This window comes from Pseudarthrobacter oxydans, from assembly GCF_013314975.1.
GTDB lineage: Bacteria > Actinomycetota > Actinomycetes > Actinomycetales > Micrococcaceae > Arthrobacter > Arthrobacter oxydans.
In genome coordinates this window covers 36278-56625 of the sequence record NZ_JABTYH010000011.1, presented here as the reverse complement: position 1 = coordinate 56625, position 20348 = coordinate 36278, and the positions used below count along the sequence as shown (strand labels likewise).

Sequence of the window (20348 nt, the reverse complement as noted above, 5' to 3'; positions counted from 1 at the left end):
CTACTTGAGGTGGTCCACCAGCTGGTCCGCGATGCCGGTGTACTTGCCGGGCGTCAGCGCCAGAAGCCGGGCCTCGGCTTCTGGTGACAGGCCGAGGCTCTGTACGAATTCCTGCATGCGGGCGGCGTCCACCCGCTGGCCGCGGGTGAGGTCCTTGAGGCGTTCGTAGGGGTTTTCCATGCCTTCGACGCCGGCGATCGCCTCTGCGCGCATGACCATCTGGATGGCTTCACCCAGGACTTCCCAGTTGGTGTCCAGGTCTCCGGCCAGCACATCTTCAGCCACGTCCAGGCGCTCCAGGCCCTTGGCAACGTTCGAGATTGCCAGCAGTGAGTGGCCGAATGCCACGCCGATATTGCGCTGGCTGGAGGAGTCGGTGAGGTCCCGCTGCCAGCGGGAAGTCACCAGCGTGGACCCCAGGACGTCCAGCAGTCCGCACGAGATTTCGAGGTTGGCCTCCGCGTTCTCGAAGCGGATCGGGTTCACCTTGTGCGGCATGGTGGAGGAGCCGGTGGCGCCGGCAACCGGGATCTGGGCGAAGTAGCCGATCGAGATGTAGCTCCAGATATCCGTGCAGACGTTGTGCAGGATCCGGTTGAAGCGGGCGACGTCGGCGTACAGTTCCGCCTGCCAGTCGTGGCTCTCGATCTGGGTGGTGAGCGGGTTCCAGGCCAGGCCCAGTCCCTCCACGAAGGACTTGGAGACCTGCTGCCAGTCAGCGCCGGGCACGGACGCCACGTGGGCGGCGTAGGTGCCGGTGGCGCCGTTGATCTTGCCCAGGTATTCAGTCTTCTCGATCCGGTCCAGCTGGCGGGTGAGCCGGTGCGCGATGACCGCAAGTTCCTTGCCCAGCGTGGTGGGCGTGGCGGGCTGGCCGTGCGTGCGGGACAGCATGGGGACCGCGCGGTTTTCCTCGGCCATTGCGCTGATCTGGGCTACCAGCGAGCGTGCGGCCGGCAGCCACACGTCCTCCACGGCGCCCTTGACGCCCAGCGCATAGGACAGGTTGTTGATGTCCTCGGAGGTGCAGCCGAAGTGGACCATCGCGGTCAGGTTTTCGATGCCGATGGCCGGCAGGCGGCGGCCGATGTAGTACTCCACAGCCTTGACGTCGTGGACCGTGACGGCTTCGATGTCCGCGAGTTCGGCCACCGAGCCGGCGTCGAATTCGGTCACGATGGCCCGCAGCTGGTCCTGCTGTGCGGCGGTCAGCGGCCCGGCGCCCGGAAGGACGTTGTTGCTGGTGAGGTGGATCAGCCATTCAACTTCCACAGCAACACGGTCACGGTTGAGGGCCGCCTCGGAGAGGTAGTCCACCAGGGGCGCGACGGCTGACTGGTAGCGGCCGTCCAGCGGGCCGAGCGCGATCTTTTCCGGGGACGCGGCAAGGGCCAGGCGTCCTGAGGGCGTACGGGTGTCAGCTGTGGCGGCAGTTTCAGGCATGTGCTGATTCTTTCACGAACTCCGGCGGCCCCTTAAGCGGCGGTCATCCACGTTACTTGTCCACATAGCCGACGGCGGCCCTACAGCCCGGGACAGTCCTTCCGTAGCGTCGGGGAAGGGAAGAGGGCCGGGCGGTGTGTCCTGGCGGGCGCTACGGAAGTGGGGCGGCATGGAAGGGACAGTTGCGGGATGGGAACGGGACTTGTGGCGGCGGTGCGGGGCGTCCGTGGGGCGGAAGGGTGAGCATTGAGCAGGCAGGGGCGGACCTGCAGGCCGACTTGCACCGGGTTTCCCAGGTGGACCAGCTGGCTGCCCGTGTGGCGGCCTGCGTGGTTCGGGGAGAGGAAGTGCTTGCGGGATTCAGGGACATCCAGCTCCTGCAGTGGGAGTCGCCGGCAGGGCGGGCCTACCGGGACACCGTGGCTCTGCAGGCGGCGGCCCTGCGGCGCTCCCTCGAATCATTGATGGAAGCAAAGGCGGCCGTGGAACGGCACAGCCGCGAGACCCTGGTTGCCGGCTGCTCATACGGCGGCAGGTTCTAGATGGCCGAGGCGACGCCGTCCGGCACCGGCGGCCCTGTCCGGGTCACCGGCCCGGAACAGGACGGCCCCCTCACAATCCGGGGCGGGGTGGGCGGCATCAGCTTCCAGCTGGAGGAGCTGGCCGCGGGCGCGGAAAAAGTGGATGCCCTGGCGGGACGGCTTGCCGGGGTGGAGGCCGAGGCCCGCCGCATTTGGGAAGAGCTCATTCCGTTCCAGGACCAGCCCCGGTGGACCGGGACCATGGCCCTGAGCGCGGTGGGCGAGTCAGAACGGAGCCTCCAGGCCGTGCGGACCGAACTCCAGCGCATCAGCAGCCAGGTCCGGGCGTGCAGGCAGGAGTACGAAATGGCGGAGGCGAGGGCAGCCATGGAGCGGTCCTTGGGGATGATGAGTATTGGAGACCTCGGCAATGCCCTTGTGAATGCGTCAATCACAGGCGCCGCTGACGAGAGGACGATGGAAACACTCGTCGCGTCCCTCGGACTCGACGCCCAGGGAGTGAAGATGCGCATTGAAAGGGAACCCTGGCCGTGGGAGGTGCTGGAGGACGCAGGCGCGTTCAACCGTCCCCTCGTCCTGGACCGCCAAGAGACGGTTTCCGTTGATCTCGACTCCTCCCCGGCCGGCCTGCTGGAGCGCATCCGCCTCATCGATGCCCGTGGCCCGGGATTCATCGAGGTCATCCAGGTCCAGGTGGGAGGAGAAAGTGCCTATGTTGTGGTGATTCCAGGCACGCAGCCCGAACTATTGGGCGCCGGCGGTGCCAATCCCCTTGACGAGGTGGGGGTGGGTGAGGCGATGCTCTACGGCTCGGACGAAATGAACATTGCGGCCCTGCAGGCTTTGAATGCCGCAGGTGCCGGGCAGGGAGACCCGGTGGTTGCCGTGGGATACAGCCAAGGTGGGATTCACGCCATGAATTTGGCTGCAGATCCCCGGTTTCTCCGGCAATACGACCTGCGGTACGTCCTGACGGCGGGTTCCCCTGTCGCCGGGATCAACGCCGCGCCGGGAGTGCAGTCTCTTCACCTCGAGCATCGCGCAGACTGGGTGCCGGGCTCCGACGGTGCACCCAATCCGGACACGAAGGGCCGTGTGACCGTGTCCATGGGCCATGCCCCCAGGGCAGTGGACGGGGAGGGCGGCCTCGGCACCGGCCACACCCTCACTACTTACCAGGACGGCGCCCGGCTGGTGTCAGCAAGCTCCGATCCGTCGCTGGTGCAGTCCACTGCCGCGCTGGGTGCTGTCCTCGGCGCCGGGGGCGCGGCAACGGCCATGCGGTTTTCCCTGGCACGGACACCGGCGCCTGCGTCACATCTCCACGCCGCGGACCTCCGCCGGCGGGAACGCGGGCATGGCGGGCGGTAGGCAGGCCTGTTAGCGGCGCACTCCGGTAATCCGGCCGGCCACCAGCGAGATCAGGGTGATGATGATGGCAGCGAACACGGCCGTCCAGAAGAACGAATCGATGGTGAAGTGCACCGGTGTGAAACTGCTGATCCAGGAGGTCAGGTACAGCATGGCGGCACTGATGACGATGGTGAAGAGGCCCAGCGTGAGGATGGTGATCGGAAGGGACAGGAAGCTCACCAGCGGGCGGATGAACGCATTCACCAAGCCAAAAATCAGGCCGATGAACACATACGCCAAAGCCGTTCCGGCCACGTCCGTTCCCTGCGAGACACCCGTCTGGGCTACCGCGTCTGTTGTTGCCGCTGTGGAGATTTCCAACCCGGGAAGGATCCAGCTTGCAATCCACAGTGCCAACCCGTTGATGAGGACGCGGCCAATGAAAGAGAGCATGCGCCCATGTTTTCACACCTGCCTGTGAGCCAGGTGCAGGAGACGGCTGTCCCCTCGGGGCGTCGGCTGGAGTCGGCCCTGCGCAGGCACCCTCCCGCAGCGACTGTCACACGCTTGCATGCCACTGTGACAACGCTGCAATTCCTTTGTCAAGGATCAACTAAGGCCTTGACATTCAGAAAGCGGTTTCTCATAGTAGAGAAATCGCTTTCCGACGTGCAGGCCGTCGCCTGTGCCGAAGCGTGGTTCGTTCCAATGGAGGAAGAGAGATCATGCGTCACAAGAAGCCCCTAACACCCGTGTCTGTGGTGGCGGCCCTTGCCGTTTCACTGCTGGCAGCACCAGCCCCCGCGTTGGCATCGCCCGCGCCGCAGGCGGACCCAACAGCCCAGACCGCCCGGCAGCCGCTCGAACGCCAAGTACTGCCGGAAAACGACGGTTGGGCGGCGGCGGGTGCCGGCACCACCGGCGGGTCCACCGCCGGCGCGGACCGCGTGTACGACGTTTCCAGCAAAACCGAACTCCTGGCCGCCTTCGCAAGTGGCGGCACGGACCCGAAGGTCATCCGGGTCCACGGGGACATCGCGGCCAACGTGGACGCGAGCGGCTCTCCGCTCAGCTGTGAAGACTATGCCAGCGGCACCGGCTATTCCCTGGCGCAGTACCTTTATGATTTCGATCCCGCCCGGTATGGGACAACCAGGGAACCTGAGGGCGCCCAGGAAACTGCGCGGCGCGCAGCAGCGGCCAAGCAGGCCGCCACCATCCGCTGGGACATCCCGAGCAACACCACCATTGTGGGCGCTGGCCCGGACAGCAGCATCACGGGTGCAGTACTGCGGATCAACCGCGCCGGGAACGTGATTTTCCGGAACCTCACCGTGCGCGATGCGGCAGACTGCTTTCCGGCCTGGGATCCGACCGACGGCGCCACCGGCAACTGGAACAGTGAGTATGACCTGCTGCAGATCATCAACGGTTCCACCAACGTCTGGGTTGACCATTCCCACTTCACCGACGCCCCCAACCTGGACAGCGCCCAGCCCAGCTACTTCGGCCGGCCCTACCAGGTCCATGACGGAGCGGTTGACGTCACCAACGGCTCGGACCTCGTCACCATGTCCTACAACCGGTTCTCCGACCATGACAAGCTCCTGCTCATCGGATCCACGGATTCCACCAACCGGGGTGACGCCGGCAAGCTGCGCGTAACAATCCACCACAACGTGTTTGAGAACGTGGGCCAGCGGGCACCGCGGGTCCGCTACGGCCAGGTGGACGTCTACAACAACCACTTCAAGGCCTCCGCTGACTCTGAGGTCCCCTACGGATATACCTTCGGGGCAGGGGTGGAATCGCACCTCTACGCTGAGGCCAACGCCTTTACCCTTCCCGCAGGTACCCCCGTCGCCTCGCTTATCGCCTATTTCAAGGGCAAGGCCATCGCCACCACCGGAAACGCGGTCAACGGCAAAATCGTCGATCTGCGGGCAGCCTACAACGCAGCTGCTCCGGCGGACCGTCAGCTGGGTGCCGATGACAGCTGGACGCCGGTGCTGCGGACCCATGTGAACGCCGCCCAGGCCGTTCCCGCCCTTCTCGCGGACGCCGTCGGGCCCGTCTTTACGGCTGGGGAGGCCAACTGATGCGACGCCTCAAGCCCAGCCGCCGTTCAATCCTGGCTGCTGTTGCGGCAGGAGCAGCGACGGCCGCGGCGGTAATCTCCGGACCGGGCGCTGCGCGCTCGCAGGCCGCCGTCCGCCCCGCCAATGCGTCCCCGCAGGGCCGGACCCGTCCGGTGATCTTCGTGGTGGGGGACTCAACCTCGTCGGCCTACCAGCAGTCGGAACGGCCCCGCGCAGGCTGGGGCCAGGCGCTCCCCCTGCTGCTGGGGCCGCAGGCGGAGGTGTTCGACTACGCATGGTCGGGCGCGTCGTCCAAGAGTTTCGCCGACGCCGGCCTCCTCGATGAGGTGGCGGCAATGCTCCAGCCGGGGGATTACCTGCTGATTTCTTTCGGACACAATGACGAGAAGGTCCAGGATCCGGCCAGGGGCACAGACCCCCAGACCACGTTCAAGGAATACCTGCAGAAGTACATCGACAGTGCCAGGGCCCGCGGCGCGAAGGCGGTGCTGGTCACGCCTGTAGAACGTCGGCGGTTCAGCGCGCTCGGCGTTGCCCAGGATTCGCACGGCGCCTACCCCCAGGCTGTCCGGGAGCTTGCCGCTGCGACGGGGACGCCCCTCGTGGATCTCACCGCCTCCTCCAAGGACCTGTGGCAGAAGCTCGGCCCGGAAGGGACAAAGTCGCACTTCCTCTATGCGTCGCCCGGCCAATATCCGCAGTACCCGGAGGGCGTGGCGGACAACACCCACTTCCAGGCGGAAGGTGCCCTTGCCGTGGCCGGGCTGGTGGCCTCGGAGCTGCAGGCGCAGCAGGCAGTCCCGCCGGGATACTTCCAGCATGTTGATGCCCAGCTAGACCCCCTCGGCGGAATCCACTGGCCCAGCGAACGTCCCGTCGACAAGCCCGTGGTCCTGGAGGTCGGGGCAGCATCCGTGTTCCGGACCGTGCAGGCAGCCGTGGACGCCGTCCCGGCCGGAAGCACCCATCGCACGCAGATACGCATCGCTCCCGGAACCTACCGGGAACTCATCAGGGTGCCGGCCAACAAGCCCAGGATTTCGTTCATTGGTCTGGGGGAGAGGGCCGGGGATGTTGTGCTGGTCTACAACAACGCCTCCGGCACCGCGAAGCCTGACGGCACCGGACCTTATGGCACGGGCGGAAGCGCCAGCGTGCGGATTGACGGGGCGGATTTCACGGCGGCGAACCTCACGTTCAGCAACGACTTCGACGAAGCCGCCAACCAGGAGATGAAGAACCGGCAGGCGGTGGCGCTCTTCCTGACGGGCGACCGGGCGGTCCTGCGCAATGTCCGGTGCCTGGGAAACCAGGACACCCTGCTGGTTGATTCGCCTGCCCGGGGAGTGCAGTCACGGTTCTTCTTCAGCGACTGCTACGTAGAAGGGGACGTGGACTTCATCTTCGGCCGGGGTACGGCGGTGTTTTCCGGCTGCGAGATCCGGTCCCTGGACCGGGGATCTGACAGCAACAACGGCTACGTGTCGGCCGGCAGCCTCAACATCCAGATCAAACACGGCTACCTGTTCACGGGCTGCCGGTTCGTCTCGGATGCCGCGGCAGGCACCGTCCACCTGGGCCGTCCCTGGCACCCGAGCGGCGACGTGGAGGCGGTTGCCCAGGTGCTCATCAGGGACTCCTGGCTGGGCGCCCACATCTCCGGTCAGCCCTGGACGGACATGAGCGGATTCTCCTGGCAGGAAGCGCGCTTCCACGAACTCAACAACAACGGTCCGGGATCCCGGGTCACCCCCACGCGGCCCCAGCTCGACCCGGCCCTGGCCGGGGAGTACACGCTGGAGGCCTACCTGCGCGGCACGGACGGCTGGGCGCCGCAGCTGGCGGGCACCAGGGCGGACAGCGCCGCAGCACCGTCCGGCGCCTAGGCCAAGAGCATGCGACCAGCCTGCTTCCCTCGTGCAGCACGGGAAGTAGGCTGGTCTGCATGACGTCTTCTGAGACCCTCACGGGTGGTGTCCAGCCCCGTCCCGTGGTGGCCGGCCTGCCGCGCTATGCCGCTGGGAAGCCGCCCGCCGCCGTTGACGGGATGGCCAGCTACAAGCTGTCCTCCAATGAAAACCCGCTGCCCCCGCTACCCGCTGTCCTTGAGGCCATAGCGCACCAGGCCGACTTCAACCGGTACCCCGATCCGCTCAGCAGCAGGCTGCGCGCGGAATTGTCCGGCTTCCTGGGCGTGCCCGCCGAGGATATTGTCACTGGCGCGGGCAGCCTGGGCGCACTGAACCAGCTTCTGGCCACGTTTGCCGGACGGAACGACGACGGCACACCGGACGAAGTGGTCTACGCCTGGCGCTCCTTCGAGGCGTACCCCATCAGCGTGGGACTCTCCGGGGCCAAAAGCGTGCGCATTCCCGTCACTGCCGACGGCAGGCATGACCTCCGGGCCATGGCGGCAGCCGTGACCGCCCGGACCAGAATGGTCCTCCTGTGCACACCCAACAATCCCACCGGACCCGTCCTGGGCACTGCCGAAACAGAGGAATTCATCAGGCGCGTCCCACCGCACGTGGTGGTGGTAATCGATGAGGCCTACCAGGAATTCGTCAGGTCTGAAGATGCCGTGGACGGGCTTGCCATGTACCGCAAATTTCCCAATGTGGTGGTGCTCCGGACCTTCTCGAAGGCACACGGCCTGGCCGGGCTCAGGGTCGGCTACAGCGTGTCCAGCCCCGTCCTGACGCAGCACATCAGGGTGGCAGCCACTCCCTTTGCCGTGTCCCAGATTGCCGAGACGGCCGCGATTGTTTCGCTGCAGAACTACCCCCAGGTTGTAGAAAGGGTACAAAGCCTGGTGGAGGAACGCGAGCGTGTCACGGCGGGGCTGCGGAGCCTTGGCTGGGCTGTTCCTGACGCGCAGGGGAACTTCGTATGGCTGGACCTGGGCGAACACAGTGCCGGATTTGCTGAACTTGCGGGCACCCAGGCGCTGTCAGTGCGGGCGTTCCCCGGCGAAGGGGTGCGGGTGAGCATCGGCGAGGTGGAGGCCAACACCAGGTTCCTCCAGCTGTGTGCGAACTATACAAACGCGCCACGGGGTTCCTAGCGCTTAACAAGTAGCTCGGCGCGTACCTACTGAAGATAAAGTTAGGATCAGTAAAGCAATATATATGCCGCGCCGGGAATCTATTCCTCTTGAGGCATATATCCCAGCGACATTGCACTGCATCCGCATGCGGCAAGCGAGGAGACGGTATGGGCACACATCTGCCTTCCACCGAGTTCGACGGAACAGCGGTAGACGACCAGCGTGAGGCTGATGCCGAGGCGGTCATGGGCGAGCCCCCCGCGCAGATGGTCCAGCTCCTGGGCCCCGACGGGAAGCTGGGCTTCGACCCCGTCTTCACCGGGTACGCGGAGAAGGTTACCCCGGAGGTTCTCCGCGGCCTTTACGCGGACATGGCGGCCATCCGGCGCTTCGACGTGGAAGCCACCGCGCTGCAGCGGCAGGGACAGCTCGCGCTTTGGGTCCCGCTGACCGGCCAGGAGGCCGCACAGATCGGCTCCGGCAGGGCCAGCCGGCCACAGGACTACATCTTCCCCACCTACCGTGAGCACGGCGTCGCCTACACCCGCAACGTGGACCTTGCCGAGCTCCTCCGGCAGTTCCGCGGAGTGTCGAACGGCGGCTGGAACCCCAAGGACACGAACTTCCACCTCTACACCCTGGTCCTGGCCGCCCAGACGCTCCACGCCGTCGGCTATGCGATGGGCATCCAGCGCGACCAGAAGCTGGCGGCAGCGCAGGGCAGTGGGGACGAAGCCGCGGTCATCGCCTACTTCGGTGACGGGGCCAGTTCCGAGGGGGACGTCCACGAGTCAATGGTCTTCGCCTCCTCCTACAACGCGCCCGTCGTGTTCTTCTGCCAGAACAACCACTGGGCCATCTCCGTCCCCACCAATGTCCAGACCCGCGTGCCGCTGTCCAACCGCGCCAAGGGCTACGGCTTCCCGGGGATCAGGGTGGACGGCAACGACGTCATCGCGGTCCACGCCGTCACCGAATGGGCCCTGGAACACGCCCGCCAGGGCAAGGGCCCTGTCCTGATCGAGGCCTTCACCTACCGGGTGGGCGCCCACACCACCGCGGACGACCCCACAAAGTACCGCCACTCCGCAGAGGAAGACGCGTGGCGGGCAAAGGATCCGCTTGCCCGAGTGGAAAAGTACCTGCGCGCCGAAGGCCTGGCCGACGACGCGTTCTTCGCGAAAGTGAAGGCCGACGGCGACGAACTCGCCGCGTACGTCCGACGCACCACCCATGACCTTGAAACCCCGGACATCCGCTCCGCCTTCGCCAACACCTACGCCGAGGCGCATCCCCTGGTGGCGGAGGAGCTCGCATGGTTTGAGGAATACACCGCAGGGTTCGAAGGCGGAGACCTGCCGGCCGAACCTTCCGGACAGCCCGCAGCAAAGGCAGGCCACTAATGACAACCATGACCATTGCCAAGGCCATCAACGAGGGCCTTCGCGAGACACTCGCCAGCAATCCAAAGTCCCTGCTGATGGGGGAGGACATTGGTCCGCTGGGCGGGGTCTACCGCGTCACGGACGGCCTGATCGGCGAGTTCGGCCCCGACCGGGTGGTGGACACGCCGCTGGCTGAATCGGGAATCATCGGAACTGCCATCGGCCTTGCGCTCCGGGGGTACCGGCCGGTCTGCGAAATCCAGTTCGACGGGTTTGTCTTCCCCGGCTTCAACCAGATCACCACGCAGCTGGCCAAGATGCACGCGCGCAGCAATGGCAACCTCACCGTCCCGGTAGTCATCCGCATCCCCTACGGTGGCGGCATCGGTTCCGTTGAGCACCACTCCGAATCGCCGGAGGCACTGTTCGCCCACACTGCCGGCCTGCGCATCATCACCCCCTCCAACGCGCATGACGCCTACTGGATGGTCCAGCAGGCCGTGGAGTGCCAGGATCCCGTCATCATTTTCGAGCCCAAGCGCCGCTACTGGCTCAAGGGCGAGGTGGACACCGCCGCGCCGGGCCGGGCAGAGGATCCATTCAAGGCCCACGTCCTCCGCGAGGGGACGGACGCCACCGTCGTGGCATACGGCCCCTTGGTGCCGGTCGCGCTGGCGGCCGCGAACGCCGCGGAAGAGGACGGCCGCAGCGTGGAGGTGATCGACCTGCGGTCCATTTCCCCGCTGGACTTCGACACTGTCGCAGCCTCCGTGCAGAAAACCGGGCGGCTGGTGGTGGCCCACGAGGCGCCCACCTTCGGCGGAATCGGCGGTGAAATCGCCGCCCGGATCAGCGAGCGGGCCTTCCACTCGCTCGAGGCGCCGGTCATCCGGGTAGGCGGCTTCCACATGCCCTACCCCGTTGCCAAGGTGGAGGAAGACTACCTTCCGGACATCGACCGCATCCTGGAGGCGCTGGACCGCGCCCTTTCCTACTGAGGCTTCCCAACCGAGGACACCATGACTCTCAACAAGTTCAACCTGCCTGACGTCGGCGAAGGGCTCACCGAGGCCGAGATCGTCTCCTGGAAGGTCAAGCCGGGCGACGCCGTCGCCATCAACGACGTCCTCTGCGAGATCGAGACGGCCAAGTCCCTCGTGGAACTTCCCTCGCCCTTCGCCGGGACCGTCACTGAACTGCTGGTCCCGGAAGGGGTGACCATCGACGTGGGCACCGCCATCATCAGCGTCAGCGACAACGTGTCCGGAGACCCCACCCCGGCGGATGTCCGCGCGCCTGAGGCTCCTGCGCAGCCGCTCTACGGCAAGCTTCCAGCGTCCGACGGCGGCACGGCAGACAGTGCGCAGGCCGCGGAAAGTGCCCTGGCAGGCGGGCCCCTGGTGGGCTCCGGCCCCAAGGCTGACGCCGTCAAGCGCCGGCCGCGGAAGACGTCCCCCTCCTCCTCCCTTTCGCGCAACGCTCCGGAGGGGGAGCCCGTCCAGCCCCATTCGCCGGCCGAAGTGACCCAGGACCCGGGCCCGGCAACAAGCCCGGGCGCCGACGTCGACAACCGTCCCACCCTGGGAGGCACCATCACCGGGCTGGTCAGCCGCGTGCTCGCAAAGCCCCCCGTCCGCAAGATCGCCCGCGACCTGGGCATCGACCTGGCAGACGTGGTGGCCACCGGATCCCGCGGCGAGGTGACCCGCGAGGACCTGGTGAGCTACCAGGCCCAGCGGGACGCGGAACTGGACAAGGCGGACGGGTTCTGGGGCAAGGCGGGCAAGCCGCAGGACCAGCGCATCGAGCGCATTCCCGTCAAGGGCGTCCGGAAAGCCACCGCAAAGGCCATGGTGGATTCCGCGTTCGCGGCACCGCACGTCAGCATCTTCGTGGACGTGGACGCCAGCCGCACCATGGAGTTCGTCAAAAGGCTCAAGGCGTCCCGGGACTTCGAGGGCATCAAGGTTTCACCTCTGCTCATCCTCGCCAAGGCAGTCATCTGGGCCGCTGCCCGGAACCCCAGCGTCAATGCCACGTGGGTGGACAACGCCGACGGAACCGACGGCGCGGAAATCCAGGTCAAGCACTACATGAACCTGGGCATTGCGGCAGCCACGCCGCGGGGGCTGATGGTGCCGAACATCAAGAACGCCCAGGACCTTTCCCTGAAGGAACTGGCACTGGCGCTCAACAACCTGGCCGTTACGGCCCGGTCCGGAAAGACGAAGCCCGCCGAGATGCAGGGCGGCACGCTGACCATCACCAACATCGGAGCCCTGGGGATCGATACCGGCACACCCATCATCAACCCCGGCGAGGTTGCCATCGTGGCCTTCGGAACCATCAAGCAGAAGCCGTGGGTCCTTGACGGGGAAGTGATCCCGCGCTGGATCACCACGCTGGGCGGATCGTTCGACCACCGGGTGGTGGACGGCGACCTGTCCGCCCGCTTCATGGCCGACGTCGCCGCCATCCTGGAGGAGCCCGCGCTCCTCCTCGACTAGGACAGGACACTGGCAATCAGCGGCAGCACCCTCCGCGCGAAGAACAGGGCCGCGCGATGGGTGACGGAGGCCTTCCAGCCGCCCGTGGTGGTCAGCATCCAGCTGCTGATCAGTCCCATAACGCAGCCGGGCTTTCCCGGAACAGTGGGGTACGGTGCGCTGGCAGCCCTGTTCGTCTGCGTGCTTCCGCTGTTCCTGCTGCTGATGCTCGTCCGGCTGGGGAAAGTCACTGACCACCATGTCAGCGACCGTCGTCAGCGTGCCCCCGTGCTGCTGATGGCGCTGGCTTCCATCCTGGCCGGGCTCCTGGTGCTGGCGGCAGCGGGCGCCCCGCAAAGTGTGGTGGTGATGGTCCTCGCCGTGGTGGCAGGGGTGGTGGTGCTGGCGGCAGTCAGCCCGTTCTGGAAGATCAGCGGGCATGCGGCGGCGATGTCCTCGGCGGCAGTGATCAGCGTGCTCATGCTTGGTCCGGCGTGGCTCCCGCTGCTGCTCCTGGTGCCTGCCGTCGGCTGGTCCAGGGTGGTGCTGCGCGCCCACACCGTTGCGCAGGTGGTCGCCGGTTCGCTCTTCGGCGGCGTGGTGATGGCCGGGATCTGGTTCGCCCTCCAGGGCCGGATGGTGGCTTAGCCCGGCCTCAGTAGGCGGTGTAGGCGGTCAGCATCTCAAGGGTGGCCGGGTCCGCGGTGGTACCCAGGGCCACGGCAGCACCCGTCATGAGGACAGCCATGGCCGCTGCCATCCCGCCCCAGGCCGTCAGGAGCTTCCAGTCCTCCCGGAGCACGCTGCCCACCGTCTCGGGGAGCTTGATCCCCGGCGTGATGAGGTTGGGGGCGCTGTCCACGCTGCCATCATCCAGTAAAGCCACGACGCGGTCGTTGCTGCGGTCAACGCGCATGGAGCAGATGTGGTTGCCATGGCGGGCGAGGAGGATGTCGTGGCCGGCAAGCTGGCGGCGCTGGAGGGTGATCAATGGGGCCCCTTGATGGTGGTGGATGCTGGGTGTCCGCACCGTTGGGGGCTCCTCCAATTTTATCGCCGGGGTAGAGCCGGGAACGCGCTTTCGGGCGTGAGAACGGACACCATGCGGGACGCGCTGACCGCATGGTGTCCGTTAAACTCTGCTATTCGGCGTCGTACGTATTGGCGATGTAGACGTCGCAGGGCGCGTTGTGGGCCACGCTGTTGGCAACGCTGCCAAGCACGCGCCCGATGCCGTGCATCCTGCGGTTTCCCACCACGATGATCCGTGCGTCCATCCGCAGGGCTTCCTTGATGAGGGCGTCGGCCGGCCTGCCGCGGGCGGCGGAGTACGTGACCTTGATATCCCTGCCCAGCGACTCCGCAACTGTCCGCGCCACATGCTCGGCGGCATCGGCGTCGGACACGATCCAGCGGTCACTGCCACTGCCGAACACCTCGGTTCGGTCGCTGTCGAAGGCGGATACCACGTGGAGCGAGGCGCCAAGGGCTGCTGCGAGGTCGCGGGCCGATTCGGCCGCCTTCTTGGCAGTTGCGCTGCCGTCAACCCCTACAACGATGATTCCGCTCATGTGTGCTCCTTTGCTTGGTTTCAGTAGCGCTGGTCAGGCCAAGGCTACAGCGCGGCGATGGCTTGCTGAAGCACCGGCGCCAGGCGGCGTACCCCTTCGGCGATGGCCTCGGGCGGGACGGCGCTGAAGGCGAGGCGCAGCTTGTTGGAAGGGTCGTCCGACGGCGTGAAGGCGGCTCCCGGGATAAACACGACCCCGGCGTCGATCGCCTTGCGCAGCAGGGGGTAGGTGTCCACACCCTCGGGGAGGGTCACCCACACGAAAAAGCCGCCTTCCGGACGGGTCCATGTGGTGCCCGGCGGCATGTGTTCCTCAAGGGCTGCCAGCAGTGCGGCGCAGCGCTCGGCGTACAGCCCGCGGTATGTCTCGATCTGGCCCCTCCAGTCGTAGTCGCGGAGGTAGGCCGAGACCAGCATCTGGTTGAAGGCGGGCGGGCAGAGCGTTACGGCCTCGGCTGCCAGGTAGTAGCGGCGCTGGAGGTGTTCCGGGACAAGCGCCCAGCCGATCCTGAGGCCCGGGGCGAAGATCTTGGAAAAGGACCCCATGTAGATGACGTCATCCGGATTCGCCGCCCGCAGCGGTGCCAGCGGCTCGCCGCTGAAGCGGAGCAGTCCGTACGGGTTGTCCTCCACCACGAGAATATTCGCACTGCGGCATATATCGACGATCCGTTGGCGCCTGCCCGCCGGCAACGTGATGCCCGAAGGGTTGTTGAAGTTGGGGATGGTGTACAGGAACTTGATGTTCTTGCCGGCCAGTTGAAGGGCGGCAATCCGTGCCTCCAGCTGCTCCGGAACCAGGCCTTCGTCGTCCATCTCCACGGTTTCCACCTGGACCTGGTATGCCTCGAAGGTGTTGAGGGCGCCCACATAGGTGGGATCCTCCACCAGGACCACGTCGCCGGGGTTGCAGAAGACCTTCGTGGCCACGTCCTGGGCGGACTGCGAACCGGCGGTGATCACCACGTTCTGCGGCAGCGCGTCCGTGATGCCTTCTGCGGCCATCACTTCGCAGATTTGCGTGCGGAGTTCCTCCGATCCCTGCCCGCTTCCGTACTGCAGGGCGGTCAGTCCGTCCTCGGCAATGATCTTGGCGGCTGTTGCGGCAAGGCGGTCCAGCGGGAGGGACTGCAGATAGGGGCTTCCGCCGGCGAGCGAGACGAGCCCGGGCCGCATGGAGATATCGAAGACGTCCCGCACTGCTGACTGCCGGATATTCGCGGCGCGTTCCGAAAAGAGTTCTTCGTGGCGGTGCGCGGAGGTCGCCGCCCGCTCGATGGCATCAATGGCTTCTGCTGGCAGCGTCCCTGCTGCGGCGTCGAGTGTTTCGTGGCTCACATCATCAGGATACAGCGAGGTGTTGCCCTAAAAGCAACACCTGTTTATATATACGCCACAGGTTGAGGCTGACGCCCACGCCCGTTATTCGAGGCTCAGCACTTCCTCAAGGGTGAGGCCATTGACGTAGATCTCTGCCCTGATGGCGCCGACGGCAGCCACCGCTGTCTGCGTGAGCTGCGCTTCCAGCCGGGGGAGATCGCACGCTCCGCCGGGGCGGAGGCTTCCGGCCAGGTAAACCGTCACGGTGGTCCCGTCAAAGCTGCCAGAGAGGAACTTCAGGCGTGAGCTGGCAAGGGCGTTGTAAAGATCCGCTTCCGGACCTCCTGCAGTTGCGTTGCCTGGCGGGTCAATCAGCGCGCCGACCGCCGCAGGAAGGGCTTCCCCGGCAGCGGAAGTTTCATGGGGGACGCCCACCAGGCTGTCGTTGCAGCCAAAACGCACACCGTTCCGGCCGCCGTCGTCCAGGAGCACGTAGTACGCCGTCACCGTGTGCGGCGCGGCCGGAGTGCCGGTGGGCCCGGGCTTGCCGGAAGCCCGCAGCACTGCAGCACCGCCAAGGTCCTGCGGGGCTTCGGTGCCGGGAGCGGGGGTACTTGGCGTGGAAACATCCGGTGCCGGGGCGCTGGGCCCGCCGGCCCCGGCGGAGAAACCGGCCGATGCCTGGTTCAGTGATCGGGCAGGGGGAGCGGCCGTCTCCGTCCGGGCAGCATCCTGCGGCTGCGGGGAGGGAGCAACGGGTGGCGGGGCGGCCTGTGTACTGCTGCTGATGGCGAGCGGAGCGGGCGGCGCGGGGGTGGGTTCCAGGGGTGCTCCTGCCGCGCAGGCGCCGAGCCACAGCGGAAGCGCCAGGCTGGCTGCTGCTGCCGTCCGCAGCCCTGCCCTGCGCCTTCCTGCACTCCGTGCCCGCATGCCTCCACCGCAATCCCGTCCGGTTTGGTGGATTAACGTTACGGCTGGCGCCCCGGCCCGGGAATGCCGGGAAGGTACCGGTTGGGACAAGAGTTGATCACGGGGCAGCGCCAGCCCGGACCCGCGCCAAGTTCGCGGACGGAGCCGCCGTCAGGACGCCGGCCGGCCCGGCCACTCTTTGCCCGCCCAGGGGTCGTAATCGGCTATCAGGTCTTCCTGCGGCGGACGCTCGCCCTCTGGGACGTGCTGCAGGTTCACCCGCACCCGGTACCAGAGCGAGCTCGATCCGCGCATCCCGTCCACCAGCACGTCGGCCGGATGCAGGGCCGGAACAAGGTCCGCGTGGCGGGATTTCCATTCGTCGAGGGCGGCCTGCGCTTCGGGCTTTGTCCTGGTCCGGGCAACTTCAATGAGCGGCATCGCCGACTGCCGGCGGCCGGAGCCGTCGCCGCTGCGCGGTGGCTTTTCCGCAGGGCCGAGCTCCTCGGCCAGTGCCAGGAGCCCATCCAGGCTGCCCGCGGCGTCATCGATACCGGCGTGCGGGTCGCCCAGGTCCGCGAAACGCCGGGGCACCGTGAGCACCGTGAACTGGTCCGGCCTGGCGGTCCGGACCTCGTCCCAGGTCAGGGGGGTGGAGACCCGGGCGTCGGGCAGTGGCCGCACCGAGTAGGCGGACGCCACGGTGCGGTCCTTGGCGTTCTGGTTGAAGTCAACGAACACACTCTCGCCGCGCTCCTCCTTCCACCACCGCGCGGTGGCGAGGCCGGGAGCGCGGTTCTCCACCTCGCGGGCAAGGATCTCGGCGGCGAGCCGGACCTCCCGGTAGGTCCACCGCGGCGCGATGCGCACCAGGATGTGCAGCCCGCGCGAGCCGCTGGTCTTCGGCCACCCCGCCAGGCCGGCGTCGTCGAGCACGTCCCGGGCCACGAAGGCGGCGTCCACGATCTGGGACCAGTCCACGCCCGGCATCGGATCGAGGTCCACCCGGAGTTCGTCGGGGTGTTCCAGGTCCTCTGCGCGCACGGGGTGGGGGTTCAGGTCGAGGCAGCCGAGATTAACCACCCAGGCCAGTCCGGCGGCGTCCCGGATGACGGCTTCCTCCGCTGACGTCCCCGAGGCGTAGTGCAGGGTGGCGGTGTCGATGAAGTCCGGGTGGTTTTCGGGCACGCGTTTCTGGAAAAACGGCTCGGCGTCGATGCCTTTGGGGAAGCGCTTGAGGACCATCGGCCGTCCCCCGGCCCCGCGGAGGGCCCCGTCGGCGACGGCGAGGTAGTACTCCACCAGGTCGAGCTTCGTCAGCCCGGGTTCGGGGAACAGCACCCTGTCCGGGCTTGAGATGCGGACCTCGGTCCCGGCGATGGTGAGGATCTCGGCCGGGGTCTTTGAGGGACTCATGCGGTCACGGTAGCAACGATCAGGTGCGGCAGCCAGAGCAGCGCCGGCGCGGCCGGGCGCCGGGGTCAGCTGCCGGGCGGGTTTAAAAAGGCTGTACCCGGCGCATTGGCTGCGCCGGGTACTGGAGGCATTGGTTAAGCCGCGGGCCGGGAGGCGGTGAGTGCGTCGAACACGCCCTTGATCTGCTCCACGACCTCTGCGTCGTCTTTCGGGTGGACCTCAGCGAAGCGGACCATGGATCCCGGCACGGCAAGCTTGACGTCCTCAAGGATCTGCGCGCCGGCAATGCCTGCTGCCTTGCGTGCCTCATCCTGGGCCCAGACCCCGCCGTACTGGCCGAACGCGGTGCCGACGACGGCGGTGGGCTTGCCGGCGAGGGCGCCGGCACCGAAGGGGCGGGACAGCCAGTCGATGGCGTTCTTCAGTGCGGCAGGCACGGTGCCGTTGTGCTCCGGGGTGACGAGCAGCAGCGTGTCTGCCTCATTCGCCGCGGCGCGCAGGGCTGCCGCCGCCTCGGGGACCTGGCCTTCGACGTCGATGTCTTCGTTGTAGAACGGGATGTTGCCCAGGTTCCCGTGGATCACCACGTCGACCTGCTCCGGTGCGTTCAGCTGGATGGCTTCGGCCAGCTTCTGGTTGGTGGACTCGGCGCGGAGGCTGCCGACGAGGGTAAGGACGGTGCTCTTGGTCATGGGAACTCCTGGGGTCTGGGTCCGCGGGAGGGCCGCGGGCCGGTCTAAGCTGAGGCTTGTCAGTGCCTTCACCCATCTAAACGGACTACGGTCCGCTTATTATTCCCGAGGTGTGGAATGTCGGATGTGAGTTCCATCCCACCGCGGCCCGGCCTCCCTGCGGGGGCGGGGGCGGCGGCGGAACGCCGGGACGCCGCAAGGAACCGGGAACGCCTGCTTGCGGCTGCCCGGGAGCTGATTGCTGACTGCGGGGCAGAGGGGCTGACCATGGATCGGCTGGCCGAACACGCCGGGGTGGGCAAAGGCACGGTCTTCCGGCGGTTCGGCAGCCGTGCGGGACTGATGCTGACCCTGCTGAGCGAGTCCGAGGCCGATTTCCAGGCCCGGTTCATGTTCGGGCCGCCGCCGCTGGGCCCGGGTGCGCCCGGGATGGAACGCCTCATCTCCTTTGGGGCGGAACGGATCTCCTACGTCATGGAGTTCGGGGACCTGGTGCTCGCCGCCGAGCATGCCTCGCGCGGGCGCTTTGAAGCCCCCGCCGCCGTCCTGTGGCACCGCCACATCGAGATCCTCCTGCGGGAAGAGGGTTTCGGGCCCGACCCCTGGCTGATGGCCGGCTCCCTGGCGGCGACCCTGGATCCGGAGCGCCTGTTAAGCCTTGTCAAGGTTCACGGAGTCAGTCCCGAGAGGCTCACCGCCTCCTGGCGGGATCTTGTCACACGCGTGGTCCGCGGCGCTTAGGTTACGCCACAGCTCGGATACGCGTCCAGTCACACCAACTTCACAGAACTATTCATAACGATCTGATACGGGCGGGTAGCTTTCCGGGCATTCGCCCGCATTTTCGGTTCCGGCTTGTGATAGTTTCCTCTGGAATGTGACCCGCGACATAGTCCACAAGGACTAAGCCCTGACAGGCTGCGGGACGCCAGCTACCCGCTGGCAAGGACCCGGTAAGGCGGCGCAACCCCCGCTGATCACGGGAAAACGGAAGGATCCAGCACGTGATTGTTGATTTGCCCAACAGCCTGGCCCGCCTGCGGATGACGCGGTGTCTGACCGTCTGGCTGCCGGCGGCGACGATCCAGAAGTAGCTGCCGCATGCTCAGGTATCTCGCCAAGCGGGGCATCACGTATGTCTTCATGATCTTCCTGACAACGTCGGCGGGATATTTCCTCGCCGTCAGTTCCCTCAAGCCCGCGCTGCTTGAACAGGAACGGATACCCCGTCCCACCCCTGAACAGGTGGCGAACTCCATGCGCCTGAAGGGCCTCGACCCCGACCTCAGCCCCTGGGAACGCTATGTCGAATGGCTTACGGCGATTGTCACGCGCTGGGACTGGGGCCGCAGCCCCAACGGCGCCTTCATCAACGCCGAGTTCGGGGACCGGGTCTGGATCTCCACCCGCCTTTTCCTGGCCTCCATCATCCTCACCCTGGTGATTGGGGTTGCCCTCGGCGTCTATTCGGCCGCACGGCAGTACCGGTTCCAGGACCGCGTCATCACTTCGTACAGCTACCTCGCGTACATCGTGCCGGCCCCCATTGCCTACTTCCTGGTGCAGCTGGGTGCCATCAACATCAACGAGACCGTGGGCGAACGCATCTTTTTTGTCACCGGCATCTCCACCCCGGGGATGGAACCGGGCTGGGCCCAGTTCATCGACATGCTCGCGCACTACGCCGTGCCCACTGTTGCCATCACACTGGTGGGCTGGGGGTCCTACCAGATTGCCCAGCGCCAGTACCTCCTGGACAACGTCAATGCCGACTTTGTCCGGACCGCCCGCGCCAAGGGACTCACCAGGAACCAGGCCATCTCGCGGCACGCGCTGCGGGTCTCGTTCATACCCGTGGCCCAGAGCATCGCCTTCACCATCCCGGCCATCTTTGCCGGCGGCTTCTTCGCGGAGAAAATCTTCGCCTGGCCCGGCGTGGGTTCCTGGAGCATCGACGCCATCTCACTCCAGGACGTCAACGCCGCCACGGCCACCCTGGCCTATGGTTCCGTGATCTTCGCCCTGGGAGCCATTCTGGCGGATTTCGCCACCACCCTTGTTGACCCGAGAGTGCGGGTGCAGTAACC

Annotated in this window: 19 protein-coding genes; 11 read left to right on the top strand and 8 right to left on the bottom strand. The window is 66.6% G+C overall.

All coding sequences use genetic code 11. The annotated features are described in order from the left end of the window. Positions 1 to 1443 carry an adenylosuccinate lyase gene (purB, locus tag HTS88_RS09415; RefSeq protein ID WP_174177701.1) on the bottom strand — a complete coding sequence of 481 codons (1443 nt, stop codon included), beginning with the start codon at positions 1441 to 1443 and terminating at the stop codon, positions 1 to 3. Between the two features lie 239 nt (positions 1444 to 1682). Between purB and HTS88_RS09410 the strand changes: the two genes are divergently transcribed. Both HTS88_RS09410 and HTS88_RS09405 read left to right on the top strand, forming a co-directional pair. After that, the gene (locus HTS88_RS09410; RefSeq protein ID WP_174177699.1) at positions 1683 to 1985 is read left to right on the top strand and encodes a hypothetical protein; all 303 of its coding nucleotides are present in this window, start codon (positions 1683 to 1685) and stop codon (positions 1983 to 1985) included. After that, positions 1986 to 3356, top strand: a complete 1371-nt coding sequence (locus tag HTS88_RS09405; RefSeq protein WP_174177697.1) for an alpha/beta hydrolase family protein — start codon at positions 1986 to 1988, stop codon at positions 3354 to 3356. A 9-nt stretch (positions 3357 to 3365) separates the two neighbouring features. On the opposite strand, the gene HTS88_RS09400 is transcribed toward HTS88_RS09405, so the two are convergent. Continuing rightward, positions 3366 to 3791 (bottom strand): phage holin family protein, encoded by a 426-nt coding sequence (locus HTS88_RS09400; protein ID WP_174177695.1) that lies wholly within the window; start codon positions 3789 to 3791, stop codon positions 3366 to 3368. A 272-nt stretch (positions 3792 to 4063) separates the two neighbouring features. On the opposite strand from HTS88_RS09400, the gene HTS88_RS09395 reads away from it, so the two are divergent. From HTS88_RS09395 to HTS88_RS09365, 7 genes are all read left to right on the top strand, one after another. Further along, entirely contained in the window at positions 4064 to 5437 is a 1374-nt protein-coding gene (locus tag HTS88_RS09395; protein ID WP_174177693.1) for a pectate lyase family protein, read from the top strand. Then, positions 5437 to 7323 (top strand): pectinesterase family protein, encoded by a 1887-nt coding sequence (locus HTS88_RS09390; RefSeq protein WP_174177691.1) that lies wholly within the window; start codon positions 5437 to 5439, stop codon positions 7321 to 7323. The genes HTS88_RS09395 and HTS88_RS09390 overlap by 1 nt, the downstream gene beginning before the upstream one ends. Positions 7324 to 7382: 59 nt before the next feature. Continuing rightward, on the top strand, positions 7383 to 8501 hold the full coding sequence (locus HTS88_RS09385) for a histidinol-phosphate transaminase (RefSeq protein ID WP_174177689.1): 1119 nt from the start codon (positions 7383 to 7385) through the stop codon (positions 8499 to 8501). Positions 8502 to 8650: 149 nt separating this feature from the next. Next, positions 8651 to 9886, top strand: coding sequence for a pyruvate dehydrogenase (acetyl-transferring) E1 component subunit alpha (gene pdhA, locus HTS88_RS09380; protein WP_174177687.1), 1236 nt, complete (start codon positions 8651 to 8653; stop codon positions 9884 to 9886). Next, positions 9886 to 10866, top strand: a complete 981-nt coding sequence (locus tag HTS88_RS09375; RefSeq protein WP_174177685.1) for an alpha-ketoacid dehydrogenase subunit beta — start codon at positions 9886 to 9888, stop codon at positions 10864 to 10866. Before pdhA ends, HTS88_RS09375 begins: the two co-directional genes overlap by 1 nt. Positions 10867 to 10887: 21 nt before the next feature. Further along, positions 10888 to 12375 carry a dihydrolipoamide acetyltransferase family protein gene (locus HTS88_RS09370; RefSeq protein WP_174177682.1) on the top strand — a complete coding sequence of 496 codons (1488 nt, stop codon included), beginning with the start codon at positions 10888 to 10890 and terminating at the stop codon, positions 12373 to 12375. Positions 12376 to 12384: 9 nt separating this feature from the next. Next, complete coding sequence (locus HTS88_RS09365; RefSeq protein ID WP_174177830.1) at positions 12385 to 13002, top strand: phosphatase PAP2 family protein; 618 nt, start codon at positions 12385 to 12387, stop codon at positions 13000 to 13002. Positions 13003 to 13009: 7 nt separating this feature from the next. On the opposite strand, the gene HTS88_RS09360 is transcribed toward HTS88_RS09365, so the two are convergent. The 6 genes from HTS88_RS09360 to HTS88_RS09335 form a co-directional block, all read right to left on the bottom strand. Continuing rightward, complete coding sequence (locus tag HTS88_RS09360) at positions 13010 to 13345, bottom strand: hypothetical protein (protein WP_174177680.1); 336 nt, start codon at positions 13343 to 13345, stop codon at positions 13010 to 13012. Positions 13346 to 13496: 151 nt separating this feature from the next. Continuing rightward, a complete protein-coding gene (locus HTS88_RS09355; RefSeq protein ID WP_104186955.1) occupies positions 13497 to 13925 on the bottom strand; it encodes a universal stress protein in 429 nt (142 codons plus the stop codon). A 44-nt stretch (positions 13926 to 13969) separates the two neighbouring features. Beyond that, on the bottom strand, positions 13970 to 15262 hold the full coding sequence (locus HTS88_RS09350; protein WP_174177668.1) for an aminotransferase class I/II-fold pyridoxal phosphate-dependent enzyme: 1293 nt from the start codon (positions 15260 to 15262) through the stop codon (positions 13970 to 13972). A gap of 84 nt (positions 15263 to 15346) precedes the next feature. Beyond that, positions 15347 to 16174, bottom strand: a complete 828-nt coding sequence (locus HTS88_RS22170) for a hypothetical protein (protein WP_246256128.1) — start codon at positions 16172 to 16174, stop codon at positions 15347 to 15349. A 150-nt stretch (positions 16175 to 16324) separates the two neighbouring features. Further along, positions 16325 to 17569, bottom strand: coding sequence for a non-homologous end-joining DNA ligase (ligD, locus tag HTS88_RS09340; protein ID WP_174177666.1), 1245 nt, complete (start codon positions 17567 to 17569; stop codon positions 16325 to 16327). 134 nt (positions 17570 to 17703) lie between these two features. After that, on the bottom strand, positions 17704 to 18261 hold the full coding sequence (locus HTS88_RS09335) for an NAD(P)H-dependent oxidoreductase (RefSeq protein ID WP_174177664.1): 558 nt from the start codon (positions 18259 to 18261) through the stop codon (positions 17704 to 17706). Positions 18262 to 18387: 126 nt separating this feature from the next. Between HTS88_RS09335 and HTS88_RS09330 the strand changes: the two genes are divergently transcribed. Together HTS88_RS09330 and HTS88_RS09325 are read left to right on the top strand one after the other, a co-directional pair. Next, entirely contained in the window at positions 18388 to 19002 is a 615-nt protein-coding gene (locus HTS88_RS09330; RefSeq protein ID WP_374724865.1) for a TetR/AcrR family transcriptional regulator, read from the top strand. A gap of 360 nt (positions 19003 to 19362) precedes the next feature. Continuing rightward, positions 19363 to 20346: an ABC transporter permease gene (locus HTS88_RS09325; RefSeq protein WP_174177660.1), complete on the top strand. Its 984-nt coding sequence runs from the start codon at positions 19363 to 19365 to the stop codon at positions 20344 to 20346. Positions 20347 to 20348 lie beyond the last annotated feature (2 nt).